Below are 11,567 nucleotides of genomic sequence, written 5' to 3' on the forward strand. Positions count from 1 at the left end.
CTTTACCTTGCAAGGTAAGGTTTTTCAACTATTCCCTATGAATAATTAATTATTTTTAAAGGTTATTACCCTAAATTAGAAACGTTAGTTCTTGTTTAAATATTTCCCTTTCATAGATACTAGTCATTTTTTGAAAGATTTCGTCGGAGAAAACATTGTTGGCAAGAAGGTGTTCCTTTATTCCAACTGCTATCATCCAGTGCTGGAACAAGGGCAAGATGAATAAATCATTAATCAGGAATTCTGCTAGTAATGTAAAACTTGTCGTTTCTTGCGCTTACCCGGGAAATTATTTTTTTATTTCCTAGCCTAAAAACATTTCCAAATAGGGAAATACATATAAGAGATTGATCTGTCTAATCTGAAATAGAAACTAGCAGGTTAGTTCACAAGGGAAAGACAGAGCGAGTGTCCATAGTGAAAATAATGTTTAAGTGATAAAATTAAATTGTTATCGATAGGAGGTGTAATGAATGGCGTTTTTCATTGTAATGATATTTTTGGCTATATGTATTGGGATTGTAACTACATTGAAAAAGACAGATCGTAATAATGTTAATGCTTCTAGCAGTTCTAGCTATTCAGGTAATAATGCGACTGACTTTAATACAACAGGTTCTGTATTTTCGTTAATTAACACGGATAATAATAATTGTTCGGACACCACTTCGAGTAGCAGTGATTCTTCAGGAAGCTCGTGTGATTAAGTATTTGAGTCATTTCCAAATCGGAGATGGCTTTTTAATTTTACTAATCAGCTAGCATTTGGGATGAACTATATTGTAAAGAGCGAAAACAATAGAAAGTTAAGATTTCTTTACCTTGTCGAAATTCTATTGATTTCATATAGAAATAAAATTAAGATGTTGACGGGGAAATAAGTTGAAAACTATTGCTGACGGATCGCCGTATGCGATGAAAGTCGCTCGTACGGTGAAGGCTCGTTATAAACTGAGAAGATAAAACGAGAATAGCGGAAATGTAGTGCCAGTAAATCCAGCAATTAACTTAAAGGCAACACCTGGGGCGACAGGCTCTGGGGAAATAAATATATCTTGGAACGGCAATAGTGATCCAAATTGGTCACATTATACAATGTATATTCTAGTTTCCAATACTAATGAAGCTGACGAGAGCAGTCCAAAGTATGCGGATATTACTTATAAAGGTAACGATGGTTTCGGTGATTGGCACAGTCCAGGAACAAGGGTTTCATATGCGCTTTATTCTATTATGAAAGATGGTTCTAAAACTGTTCAAAAAGTTACTGTTACTGCTCCATAATTAAAGCAAAAGGAAACCTCACTATTTTAGTGAGGTTCCTATTTATCCATAAATGGGGCGCTAACACTAGTTTACTAGGTGGATTTAAAGGCATTGTTAGAGGACAAAGATTTACATGCCTACTTGGTCTCACTATTTGATATAGTGCAAGTCATATGGAAAGGAAGCAGTTGTTCTTGGAACTATTTGATCTTTAAAATTACTTTCCCTTTAGCTCTTCCAGATTCTACGTATTCCATTGCCTTTTGTGCATCTTTAAATAAAAAAATTTGATCAACTACAGGTGTAATTTTACCTGACTCAATGAAGTCTGCGATAATGCGTAATTGATCGCCACTTGGCTTCATAAATAAAAATGAATATTGAGCCCTATGCTTCTTTTCAAGAGAAGTAAGTTTATGACTTGCTACGGAAAATAACAATGTTTTGAAAAGCCCTGAGCCATATTCTTTAGCAAAACGAGCATTCGGCGTACCCGAAACGGAAACAATTTTCCCTCCGTCTTTAATAATATTAAAAGATTTTTCAAGTGTTTGTCCTCCAAGGGTATCAAACACTGCATCATAGTTTTTAAGTATATCTTCAAATTTTTCTGTTTTATAATTGATTACTTCATCTGCACCAAGAGATGTAACTAAATTTGCGCCAGCTTCACTAGCAGTTGTTGCCACTATGGCACCCATAACTTTTGCTAGTTGAATAGCAAACGTACCGACACCACCGGAACCGGCATGAATTAAAATTTTTTGCTCTTTTTGTAATTGCATGATGTCATGTAAAGCTTGGTAAGAGGTTAGGCCAATAAGGGGGATAGATGCAGCTTCCTCAAAGCTCAAATTTTTAGGCTTTAGCGCTACATCATCTTCATGAACAGAGATATATTCCGCAAAAGTACCGATTTTATTCTTGCGTGGACGTGCATATATTTCATCTCCAACTTTAAAACGAGTCACTTTTTTGCCAACCTTAATTACAACGCCAGAAAAATCATTTCCGAGAATTAACGGCATTTCATACTTGAGTAACATTTTCACTTTTCCATCACGTATTTTAAAATCAATAGGATTAATACTAGCTGCATGAATTTCTGCAAGTACCTCGTAATCATTCATTTCAGGTGTAGGTATTTCCGTTAAACGCATCGGAGCTTTACCATATTTATCAATAACCAACGCTTTCACTGTGTTCATTCCTCCATAATTGTATTAATAAGCTATTTTCAATCGTATTGCTTTATCAATGTTTCAATATCCACAATAAGCGTTTTTAATAGGCTTAATTTTGTCCGTATATCAATATAATAAAAGTTTTTTGTACCTTCTTTTCGCATTAAAATAATTCCAGCATCTCGTAAAATTTTTAGGTGATGTGACACTGCAGGTCTAGAAAGGTGTGTTTGTTCAGTAATTTCACCAACTCGTAATCCTGTTTGACAATCGGTTCCCATTAAAACTAACAAAATCGATTGGCGGGTTTCATCACCGATAGCCAATAGTACTTTTTGACAATTCATAAAATCTTCTTTAATAGTGTTTAGTTGGTCTTTTTTATTTATCAATTAAATACCTCCGATGGTTAGTTGAATAGTTTAAGTTATTGAACCATGTTATTGAATACAACAATATATTAATGCGATAACCTCTGCAATATTGAGAAAGTAAATCGAGACGAATGCCCTTTAGAAGAAAACGCTAAAAATAATTGTTCTTACAAGAGATGATTTTCACATAAACACTCAGGAAAGTTGATTTTAACTACAAAAAAATACCCCGAGGGAAGCACCCTCGAGATATTTTAGTGACAAACTGTTCATCCTCTTAAAAACATAAATTTTATAAGCAGATGAATGAGCTAATTATATATAAATGTTTTATGAAAATTACTCATTTTATTCTTTTTTAGCTTTAATCTGATAAGTAATTCCAAACACTATGTTAAAAATTAATCCAAAATTTAGCGGATTCAAAAAAACCCAAAGTAAATTTGTTTCTAATGCTAAAAGTAATAGAATCCACAAAATCATGCAAACATAATAAGCAAATATCATCGGCCAACAAAAAACTTTATCTATATCAAACATACAATTCCTCCTATAAGCTAATCAAAACAAGAGGATGCTGCACCTGACATAGCTCCACCCGCTGCACCTACAATAGCTCCTCCGACAGCACCAACCGCATTTCCAATACCAGGTAATACAGTTCCAGCACCAATACCAACCCCTAAACCAGTTATTGCACCAAGATAATAACCACCAAGAACTCCTAATGCACATTTCCATTTAGAACGAGCTAAAGTAGTCGTTTGAGTCGGTTGTTCACCGGTATGTAATTCTATAATCAGTCCAATATCAACTGATTTATAAATTAAATTAACCTCATTTCCATTACTATCTATTGCTTGAGTTGGCAATACCTCCGAATAATCACCTTTTTTAACAATAATATTTCCAACTTCATCGTTTTCAATTGTTGTCTCATCATTTAATAATTCTAAACGCATCGTACTTTCATTTAAAATGGTAATGGCAAAATCAGCATTCTGTTCAGCTGCAACTACAGTTGAAGCATTAAAAGCTATATTTCCAGTGAAAAAGAATAAAAGAACCAAACAAGTCAACATAAAAAACAATTTTCTCATTTGTAAAACGCCTCCTTTAATATTCTGATTCTTCTTTTATTCTAAAAAAAAATAATAAAATAGAAAATATAAAACACAAAATTGTAACAAAAAAATCTAAATATTAGGGGAAAGACAGACTTGTTCGGAGCGTGTACTAGCAGTATAAATTAAAATCGCAAGTAAAAGAATTACGGATAATTAAGAAGTCACTCGATACTAGCAATTGAAAAGCACCCAAACAAAAAAGTTTCTATGTTTGTACAAAACCCATACAAACATAGAAACTCACTAATTCGTCCGCACTCGGCAGGAATCAATCCTGCATCTTAAGAACCGGAATCTCACGTGGTTTCCATTTCAAGTGATTGAGCAACTTTCTAAAATAATTACGTGTTATTTATGCGAACAACGAGCATTCAACCGCCCTCACTCTTTGGAGTGAAGAAATACTAAAAATTTACCATCCTGAGCGTCATTCGAATAGCGTTCTGCTTCATCATCTGGGACTCCAATTTCCATAAGAGCATGCTTTAATCCACCAGCACCAGAGCTAGCACCTACGACTGCTCCTCCAATTGTTGCAATAATAGGACCTGCAGCCAACACAGCGCCAAAACCGGGAATCAATACAGTGGATAATCCTGCTATCATGCCTGCTATGCCAATGGCAGCTCCAGTTGCAGCTCCAGCAAGGGCTCCATCCATAGTGGAAGGTTTTACTTCCTGTGTGTTTTTAGATAGTTCTTTTGTTTCTTTAGTAATAACTGAAATCTCCTCTGTTGTATAGCCTTTCTCTTTTAAATCTTCGACAACTTCAGCCGCTCTTTGTTCATTATCGTATACGCCAATAACTTGATTCTTCATTAACAATTACCTCCTGTTTGCTTTAACTATGTATTCTTTACCCGTTTGTTAGTATTACTAGACACATTTCACCTTCAAGCTTTATTCTTTTTAGAATTCCACACCTGTTTTGTTTTTTAGCTCCTTCTTTCAAACATAATGATCTTCAGTAATCTAGCTCAATTCCAAAGTATAGGAACTGTTTAAAGTTATTTATTTCCGCAAATTTACACTTAAGGCATAAAGGACGGCTGTAAAAAAATCATCTGGAATGATAATTCCTAGATAGTTGATATAAATGTGATGGTTATGTTCCACACCTGATACGATGAAAGTAACTTCGTAGACTCCTGGTGTGGTAACAAAAATCAATTATGATTATCCGCTTAAAAGCCAACGAAATGAAAAAGTAACCTAAATTTGAACCTAAAACAGAAAAGTCCCAAGGTGAAATTGAATGGAATAATTATAGTAAAAAGTATAACGAATGATCTAATATACCTAAGAAGTTAGTCGAAGCAACATTTGAGAGGGGCAGAGGAGAACTTACACGGAAATTAGCGATGTAGTTACTGAACAATATGAGGAAAGAAGAAACTATAAAAGGGTCACCGGATTGGGAGGCGACCCTTAGAATGGAAAATTAATATCTAGTATTTCAAGAAAGTAGCGCCGACAATAATTAGAAGAATAAATAGAACAACGATTAGGGCAAATTGAGAACCATTACCATAACCGCCGCCAGAATAGCCGCCGTTTTCAATGCCACCAACATTTCCACCATAGTATCCCATAAAACCACCTCCTTTCTACAATTTATAATATGTTCCCTGTAGAGAATGAGTGGGGTGTTAAACCATTTAGAAGCACTAAAAAATATATTTTTATGAGATAAGAAAATAAAAAAAGAGCCACTTGGGATGGAGTGACCCTTAGTAAAAAGAAAAGGAGACGTAAGGCTAATTTTACCTTTACCTTACTATTATTATGATGTGATAGTTATGTTTGTATAGTTCATAGCCTTTGAAAACAAAAAAACTATAGCGTCATCACACGCTACAGCTCGAATTGTGCCCTTTGATGGCTTAGTAAACAAGGATTATATCATAGGGGGCAAAACTATGTTAAAAGAGAAAACAGAATTAAATCGCTACCAACTAGATAAGGCCATTAAGAAGTATCACGACAACATGTGTAAGTACATGAGAATGAAAGACAAACTTGTTTCAATTACAGCAGCCGCATCTTCTGCACAATACGGAATTGAGGCAACAATGCCAAAAGCAGTTGGTGGCACAAGCGATCTAGTACATACGCATGTTCAAATCAGAGCAGCGCGAGAAGTGCGAATTAACAAGATTAAAGAAGAACTACTTTTGGTTCAAAATTTAACAAGCAAGGTAGCTGGAGATATAGAGCAAGAAGTACTTTATTGGTTGCTAGAGGGCATGTCTTTCCGTTGGATTGGTGGCAAAGCTTAATATGAGCCATATAAGCGTACAACGAGTACGAGTTATTTATTTGATGATGAAGTAACCTTGGACCCCTTCTTTTTTTATGCTTAAAAATATAAGACTGACATTTTTAGAAGATTTATTAGGTAGAATTATGTATCATTTAGAAAACTATGAAAATTTTGAGGTGTCAAATGGATATAAAATCAGTAAAAGTTGAAGTCTTACTACCAGAAGAATACATTGAACAACTAAGGAATGAGCTAAATAAATTAGGGGTTTTAACGGTCGGTAATTATGACCATGTTGTTTCTTATACTGTTACAAAGGGATATTGGAGGCCACTTGACAAAGCGGTACCCTATGATGGGGAAATTGGAGAAATTTCATTTGGAACTGAATGTAAGCTGGAATTTAGATGTCTATATTCAAAAATAGAAGAAGTGAAAAACGCAATAAATGTTATTCATCCTTATGAGGAACCTATTATAAATGTAATTCCTTTATTAAACTAGTTGAATAACAATATGGGTTTTTGTGGTGAAATAGTAGACGGTAGGTGCATCTTCATCTTTACAGAAAAGTGGGATGGGCTATCGTTTAGTTAGGAGGTAGAGGCTTTGAGTTATTGGATGTTTTGGGGTAGTTGTCTTATTTTGATTTTATTAGTTGCAGGAATTTTATTTTGGTCGGCTGGATTACCAAAGATTAAAAGTAAAAAATTGTCATTCATTATGTTTAGTTTGGGATTGATTGTAATCGCAACGCCATTTGCTTTTTTTATAGGTGGAATGGCAACAGACTCACCGACCAGTACTATGAAAGATTTTTGGACAGGTTTTTTTATCGCCCAGGCAATTCCACTTTTAATACTAATAATTGCAATCTTAAAATGGCTTATAATTGACTTAAGAAAAATAAAGAAGCGTGTGGACAGTGATAATTAATTTAGTTTAAAAATACAAGTTTGCGAAGAAATCTACTTAAACTCTAGGGTGCTTTAGTTGAAGAAGGTAGCCAAACCAGAAGCAACAATCTTTGAGAAAACAGCCTTAAACTAAGAGGTCCGATGTAGTTAAATTTATGAAATGTTACAAATGTGCCAAAGGGTTCAGATGTTCCAAACGTATCATTTTGGGTAAGCTGCGATGAGTTTTAAATTGAACGTAAACGATATGAGTATGGTGCTATGCAGAATCAGCTAGCAGATGAAGAATATACGCAATTATTAACAACAATGGACGCACAGCAAACGGCATAATCGTCCCATATTGTTTAGTAACATAGTAAACGTAAGCAAAGGCTTAGCGTTATTTATATTGTTATTAACATTACTATTAACATTCGTCAGTATTGACATTATTTAAATTAATATATAATTATCTGAGGGGAAATAAGTTTTAAATATCTATCGCTGACGGATCGCCGTATGCGATGAAAGTCGCCTGTATGGTGAAGGCTCGTTATAAAACTTAGAGATAGAGAAGGATAAGACGAGAATAGCACAGTTTTAAACTCTGCAAAAAACACAACTGGGGCAATGATTGCTGTGGTATTGAGTGGAACAGATATCCCATTACCTAACGATCAACAGTTAAACAATGTAACTGTAAATGTTGGAAGTAATACTTTCACAGTTCAACAATCAGGAACTTATGAACTTGAGTATCATGTTTATCTCACTACACCAATATTGGTATCTTCAAGAATACAGGTAAATGGAACTCAAATTACAGATAGTGTGGTAAATCCAGTAGTACCTACGAATTATTTAACTAAAAAAGCTACAGTAAACTTAATCGCGGGTGATTCTTTAAGTTTGCAATTATATAATCTTTTGGGTGTAGCTATATTAACTCCTGGTGATCCGACTAAAGTTACTTCGTTAAGTATTACAAAGAAATAATGATAAAGAGCATCCACTTGGGTGCTCTTTTATTTTTCCATCCGCAAATCTCAATGCTTCTCATGGCTTTTTATTTTGAATAGGGTAAAGGATTGATGATGGAATGGATTCGGTAACAACAGTAACAGCTGCAAGCCAAGTAGCAAATTCAAGTCGTATGGTCGATTCTATATATTTACTTAGTTGTTTTCGTTTTTTGGAGCGCTTAAAAACGGGAGGAGAGACTACTAAAGAATTTAGAAATGATGACTGACTGTTTAATTGGGTTGTATAGTACAATTCAATAGTGGAGAGGTAAATAGTAAATAAATGAAGTAATACCAATTAGTTTGGGGAACTTTCAAAAAATGCTAAGATTGAAAAATAGAATGGGAGGAAAATAAATTGATTACATTAAAACCTATGAACCAAGAAGAGTTCAAACATTATATCAGTTTTGCAATTGAAGACTATGCAAAAGACAAGATTGCTTCTGGAAATTGGAGTGAAGATGAAGCGATTGATTTGTCGAAGAAATCATTTAATCAACTGCTACCAAAAGATGAGCAGACAGAGAATAATCATTTATTCTCTATCTTTCACAATGATATTTTAGTTGGAATGATTTGGATTGCACAAAAAGACCCTACAAAACCTAATGAAGGTTTTATTTATGATTTTATGATTTTTGAACAATATCAAGGGCAGGGTTATGCTAAGAAAGCAATGAAAGAAATTGAAACTATTGCTAAAGGGTTAGGTGTAAATAAAATTGGTTTACACGTTTTTGGTCAAAACAAAATTGCACGTGGCTTATATGAAAAAATGGGTTATGAAATTACGAATATAACTATGGCTAAAACAATTTGATCATGTAACAGAAGTGCCTAGGTACTCAATTAATTTTGAGCCTGGGCTTCTTTTATTTCTCAAAAATATACACTTGTCAAAAAAAGAGCAATCGTTCTGTTATAAATACAAACGAACGTTCTTGTAAAAGGAGAGATCAAAATGTCATACATAGCTGTTCCAAAACTAACAAAAGGCTCAAAGACAAAGAAGTTAGATAAACGATGTAACCATAACTACAATTGGTGAAGATGAAGTGATGAGATGTGCGCAACATGCGTTAAAATCAGGAGTAGAAGAAATATTGATAGGGCAATAAAAAAATCACTCATTTTAAAAAATAATGAGTGACTTTTTTATTAAATTAGCTATGTAAAACGATAATGTTGATTTTCGACTTAAAGAAAACGTCCAACAAAAGGACGGTTGATTATGTTTAAGTTATCGTTCTCTATTTAACCTGTTCTGAGAGTCTCGTAAAAAGCATAATGTTACTCAATTTTGGAATCATCCACTTCAGAGAGAACGGTGGTACATTTATTTGTATTCAACTCTGCTACCATAGACATGTAAATGTCAATAAGATCCTCACTATCCACTTTAAAACCTAACCGTTCATATAGACGTTGAGCAGAGCTTCCTTGCAGGACATTTAATGTCACTCGTTTTCCTATTACATAATCTTGTTTTAGAAGATATTCCAATACCTGACTACCAATACCTTTACCTTGGTAATTAGGATGAATATAAAAATGCTCCACCAGATACCCATCTAATATCGGTTTAAAAGCTACGCAACCAATAAAGGAGGAACCTACTTTAATGATCCATGTATGAACTGGGTCAAATGCATCACGAAAGCGTTGGCGTACCTTTTCTTCATCAAATCTTCCTAGTCTAGTTAAATCATCATGCAGTACAATTGCCCGTAAATTAGCAATTGTCTCAACATCCGAATTTTTGGATTGTTGAAGGGTAATCTGTACCATCTAACATTACAACTCCTTTTTCGTGATTTTCACCATAGAGTTTACTTTGTTCTTCTATTGATAGTTTTTTATTGTATCACTAATGGTAGGGAATATCAGTATTATTTTTCTAATAATAGTCCCTTTTTCTACAATTATGACGAGGCAAATGTATGAATAAACACTCATTAAAAATAGGTGTTATTCGGATAATCCGAGGACAGAGGTGACGATTGAGTGGATCGAAAAGTAAAAGGAAGATACATTTTATTCCAAAATTTATTGGTATGGGGGAAGCTGATTTCTCTATTAACTTTGATTTATCGGAAGTTAAATATTCATAAGGTTAGTGCAGCTATTATTGCTATAGATTTGGAGTTATTAGGTGTAATCAAACCAAGGAAACATGGGTTAATCGGCAAAAGGTTAGATGGTGATTATGATGATTGGTTTGAGGAGTTTAAGAAGGATAAAGAACTAGTGCTGTATAGTAGTTGAAATAAAATGTGCAGTAACTTTTGTATAAAAAGAGAACCCCACCGAATGGTGAGGTCATAAAGAAATTATTTACGGAAACGTTATTGTATTTGAATAAGGGCTCTCTACTCCGTTTACGACTTGTGTTACGCACCAAGATGAACCAGAAACAAATTGAGGATTTTGATGGTTTATTATTCCATTGTTAGTCGGAAAATGAACATAATAAGAAAATACAATATTCCCGTTGATAACTTGATACACATTAAAATCTGCATTTGGTTCCAAGTTTATAGTAATTGACGTCAAGACAGAGATGATGCTTGGTGCTGGTGGTGTTAAGCTATTCTCGTCTTATACCTTTTTATCTCGATTTTATAACGAGCCTTCACCGGGCAGGCGACTTTCATCGCACACGGCGATCCGTCAGCAATAGATTTTTTAACTTATTTCCCCAGTCAATTATATATCAATTTTAGCGAGGTCAATACTGACGAATGTTAATGCTTTTGTTAAAACACAAAAATAACCGGGAAGGAGTACAGGTACCTCAACAACCTGTAGGTACAGGTCTTCCAGGGTTTGCTTATATTTATGATACAACTGCACAACCAGGAATCCCGAATGATGGTGAGGTTACTTTCAATACAAATGGAAAATGCAGTGCAGGATATAGCTTTGTTATTAAAACAATCTGGATGGGGCATTGAACGAGTGAAAAAACATCAAGATTGGAATGGAAAATACTGTCCGCATCGGATATTAAGTGAAAATCGCTGGAATAGCTTCTTAAAACGAATTGAAGAAGCTATGAAGCCGAAAACAACAATTCAACAAAAGGAGGAACCTAAAATGACTAACACATTAACATCAACTGTTAAAGAGGATTTAAAAGAATTGTTAAAAGAGACTTATCAGAAAGGTATTTTAAAAGTGGAAGTTCTATAATAAAACGAACAAACGTTCTTAATAGGGGAGTTGATATGGCTGCTAAATGTCAGAAGAATATATCACAATAGTGGACATAAAGTATTTTTTCCAAACTTGCCATACTTTCAACATTAGTTAAGATTAATACAATAATGTAAACTCGGAGGTAGGTTCTGTGCGGTAAAGGTTTCCTTCCCTGGTATTTATAAAATCCTAAATATTAGGGAAAGACAGACCGACGACCGACCAGCGCCT

16 protein-coding genes and 1 pseudogene are annotated in these 11,567 nt (G+C 34.3%); 10 read left to right on the forward strand and 7 right to left on the reverse strand.

Annotation, left to right across the window (positions count from 1 at the left end; all coding sequences use genetic code 11):
• Window positions 1–473: 473 nt before the first annotated feature.
• Together ACIQXW_RS06100 and ACIQXW_RS06105 are read left to right on the forward strand one after the other, a co-directional pair.
• Window positions 474–707: a hypothetical protein gene (locus ACIQXW_RS06100; RefSeq protein ID WP_402760449.1), complete on the forward strand. Its 234-nt coding sequence runs from the start codon at window positions 474–476 to the stop codon at window positions 705–707.
• Between the two features lie 277 nt (window positions 708–984).
• On the forward strand, window positions 985–1,284 hold the full coding sequence (locus tag ACIQXW_RS06105; protein ID WP_401016497.1) for a hypothetical protein: 300 nt from the start codon (window positions 985–987) through the stop codon (window positions 1,282–1,284).
• Between the two features lie 182 nt (window positions 1,285–1,466).
• Here the strand turns inward: ACIQXW_RS06105 and ACIQXW_RS06110 are convergent, their stop codons facing one another.
• The 6 genes from ACIQXW_RS06110 to ACIQXW_RS06135 all read right to left on the reverse strand — a co-directional run bounded on the left by ACIQXW_RS06110 (window position 1,467) and on the right by ACIQXW_RS06135 (window position 5,543).
• Entirely contained in the window at window positions 1,467–2,465 is a 999-nt protein-coding gene (locus tag ACIQXW_RS06110; protein WP_402762460.1) for an NADP-dependent oxidoreductase, read from the reverse strand.
• A 38-nt stretch (window positions 2,466–2,503) separates the two neighbouring features.
• Complete coding sequence (locus ACIQXW_RS06115) at window positions 2,504–2,797, reverse strand: ArsR/SmtB family transcription factor (protein WP_402762463.1); 294 nt, start codon at window positions 2,795–2,797, stop codon at window positions 2,504–2,506.
• Window positions 2,798–3,172: 375 nt separating this feature from the next.
• The gene (locus ACIQXW_RS06120) at window positions 3,173–3,364 is read right to left on the reverse strand and encodes a hypothetical protein (protein ID WP_172771363.1); all 192 of its coding nucleotides are present in this window, start codon (window positions 3,362–3,364) and stop codon (window positions 3,173–3,175) included.
• A 17-nt stretch (window positions 3,365–3,381) separates the two neighbouring features.
• On the reverse strand, window positions 3,382–3,924 hold the full coding sequence (locus ACIQXW_RS06125; protein WP_402760452.1) for a hypothetical protein: 543 nt from the start codon (window positions 3,922–3,924) through the stop codon (window positions 3,382–3,384).
• Window positions 3,925–4,332: 408 nt separating this feature from the next.
• Complete coding sequence (locus ACIQXW_RS06130; RefSeq protein ID WP_402760454.1) at window positions 4,333–4,770, reverse strand: general stress protein; 438 nt, start codon at window positions 4,768–4,770, stop codon at window positions 4,333–4,335.
• Between the two features lie 629 nt (window positions 4,771–5,399).
• On the reverse strand, window positions 5,400–5,543 hold the full coding sequence (locus ACIQXW_RS06135; protein WP_401012140.1) for a YjcZ family sporulation protein: 144 nt from the start codon (window positions 5,541–5,543) through the stop codon (window positions 5,400–5,402).
• A gap of 327 nt (window positions 5,544–5,870) precedes the next feature.
• Between ACIQXW_RS06135 and ACIQXW_RS06140 the strand changes: the two genes are divergently transcribed.
• The 6 genes and pseudogenes from ACIQXW_RS06140 (at window position 5,871) to ACIQXW_RS06165 (ending at window position 8,958) form a co-directional block, all read left to right on the forward strand.
• Complete coding sequence (locus ACIQXW_RS06140; RefSeq protein WP_402760456.1) at window positions 5,871–6,230, forward strand: hypothetical protein; 360 nt, start codon at window positions 5,871–5,873, stop codon at window positions 6,228–6,230.
• A 167-nt stretch (window positions 6,231–6,397) separates the two neighbouring features.
• Window positions 6,398–6,718 carry a YqfO family protein gene (locus ACIQXW_RS06145; RefSeq protein ID WP_402760458.1) on the forward strand — a complete coding sequence of 107 codons (321 nt, stop codon included), beginning with the start codon at window positions 6,398–6,400 and terminating at the stop codon, window positions 6,716–6,718.
• Window positions 6,719–6,823: 105 nt separating this feature from the next.
• On the forward strand, window positions 6,824–7,150 hold the full coding sequence (locus ACIQXW_RS06150) for a hypothetical protein (RefSeq protein ID WP_402760460.1): 327 nt from the start codon (window positions 6,824–6,826) through the stop codon (window positions 7,148–7,150).
• A 581-nt stretch (window positions 7,151–7,731) separates the two neighbouring features.
• A pseudogene (locus ACIQXW_RS06155) lies at window positions 7,732–8,109 on the forward strand (BclA C-terminal domain-containing protein); the annotation flags it as partial.
• A 103-nt stretch (window positions 8,110–8,212) separates the two neighbouring features.
• Window positions 8,213–8,362, forward strand: a complete 150-nt coding sequence (locus ACIQXW_RS06160; RefSeq protein ID WP_402760461.1) for a hypothetical protein — start codon at window positions 8,213–8,215, stop codon at window positions 8,360–8,362.
• A gap of 131 nt (window positions 8,363–8,493) precedes the next feature.
• The gene (locus ACIQXW_RS06165; RefSeq protein ID WP_401016510.1) at window positions 8,494–8,958 is read left to right on the forward strand and encodes a GNAT family N-acetyltransferase; all 465 of its coding nucleotides are present in this window, start codon (window positions 8,494–8,496) and stop codon (window positions 8,956–8,958) included.
• A gap of 470 nt (window positions 8,959–9,428) precedes the next feature.
• Here the strand turns inward: ACIQXW_RS06165 and ACIQXW_RS06170 are convergent, their stop codons facing one another.
• The gene (locus tag ACIQXW_RS06170; protein ID WP_402760463.1) at window positions 9,429–9,926 is read right to left on the reverse strand and encodes a GNAT family N-acetyltransferase; all 498 of its coding nucleotides are present in this window, start codon (window positions 9,924–9,926) and stop codon (window positions 9,429–9,431) included.
• A 216-nt stretch (window positions 9,927–10,142) separates the two neighbouring features.
• Here ACIQXW_RS06170 and ACIQXW_RS06175 point away from each other — a divergent pair, with 216 nt between their 5' ends.
• Together ACIQXW_RS06175 and ACIQXW_RS06180 are read left to right on the forward strand one after the other, a co-directional pair.
• Window positions 10,143–10,403: a hypothetical protein gene (locus ACIQXW_RS06175; protein WP_402760465.1), complete on the forward strand. Its 261-nt coding sequence runs from the start codon at window positions 10,143–10,145 to the stop codon at window positions 10,401–10,403.
• A gap of 603 nt (window positions 10,404–11,006) precedes the next feature.
• Window positions 11,007–11,330, forward strand: a complete 324-nt coding sequence (locus ACIQXW_RS06180; protein WP_402760467.1) for a hypothetical protein — start codon at window positions 11,007–11,009, stop codon at window positions 11,328–11,330.
• Window positions 11,331–11,567: the final 237 nt, after the last annotated feature.

The organism is Lysinibacillus sp. NPDC097162, from assembly GCF_044762185.1.
Taxonomy (GTDB): domain Bacteria; phylum Bacillota; class Bacilli; order Bacillales_A; family Planococcaceae; genus Lysinibacillus.

Coding starts and splice junctions, on each gene's coding strand:
- ACIQXW_RS06180 (WP_402760467.1), top strand. CDS start 11,007: ATGATGGTGAGGTTACTTTCAATACAAATGGAAAATGCAGTGCAGGAT.
- ACIQXW_RS06115 (WP_402762463.1), bottom strand. CDS start 2,797: ATGAATTGTCAAAAAGTACTATTGGCTATCGGTGATGAAACCCGCCAA.
- ACIQXW_RS06100 (WP_402760449.1), top strand. CDS start 474: ATGGCGTTTTTCATTGTAATGATATTTTTGGCTATATGTATTGGGATT.
- ACIQXW_RS06160 (WP_402760461.1), top strand. CDS start 8,213: ATGGATTCGGTAACAACAGTAACAGCTGCAAGCCAAGTAGCAAATTCA.
- ACIQXW_RS06135 (WP_401012140.1), bottom strand. CDS start 5,543: ATGGGATACTATGGTGGAAATGTTGGTGGCATTGAAAACGGCGGCTAT.
- ACIQXW_RS06120 (WP_172771363.1), bottom strand. CDS start 3,364: ATGTTTGATATAGATAAAGTTTTTTGTTGGCCGATGATATTTGCTTAT.
- ACIQXW_RS06170 (WP_402760463.1), bottom strand. CDS start 9,926: ATGGTACAGATTACCCTTCAACAATCCAAAAATTCGGATGTTGAGACA.
- ACIQXW_RS06145 (WP_402760458.1), top strand. CDS start 6,398: ATGGATATAAAATCAGTAAAAGTTGAAGTCTTACTACCAGAAGAATAC.
- ACIQXW_RS06125 (WP_402760452.1), bottom strand. CDS start 3,924: ATGAGAAAATTGTTTTTTATGTTGACTTGTTTGGTTCTTTTATTCTTT.
- ACIQXW_RS06140 (WP_402760456.1), top strand. CDS start 5,871: ATGTTAAAAGAGAAAACAGAATTAAATCGCTACCAACTAGATAAGGCC.
- ACIQXW_RS06130 (WP_402760454.1), bottom strand. CDS start 4,770: ATGAAGAATCAAGTTATTGGCGTATACGATAATGAACAAAGAGCGGCT.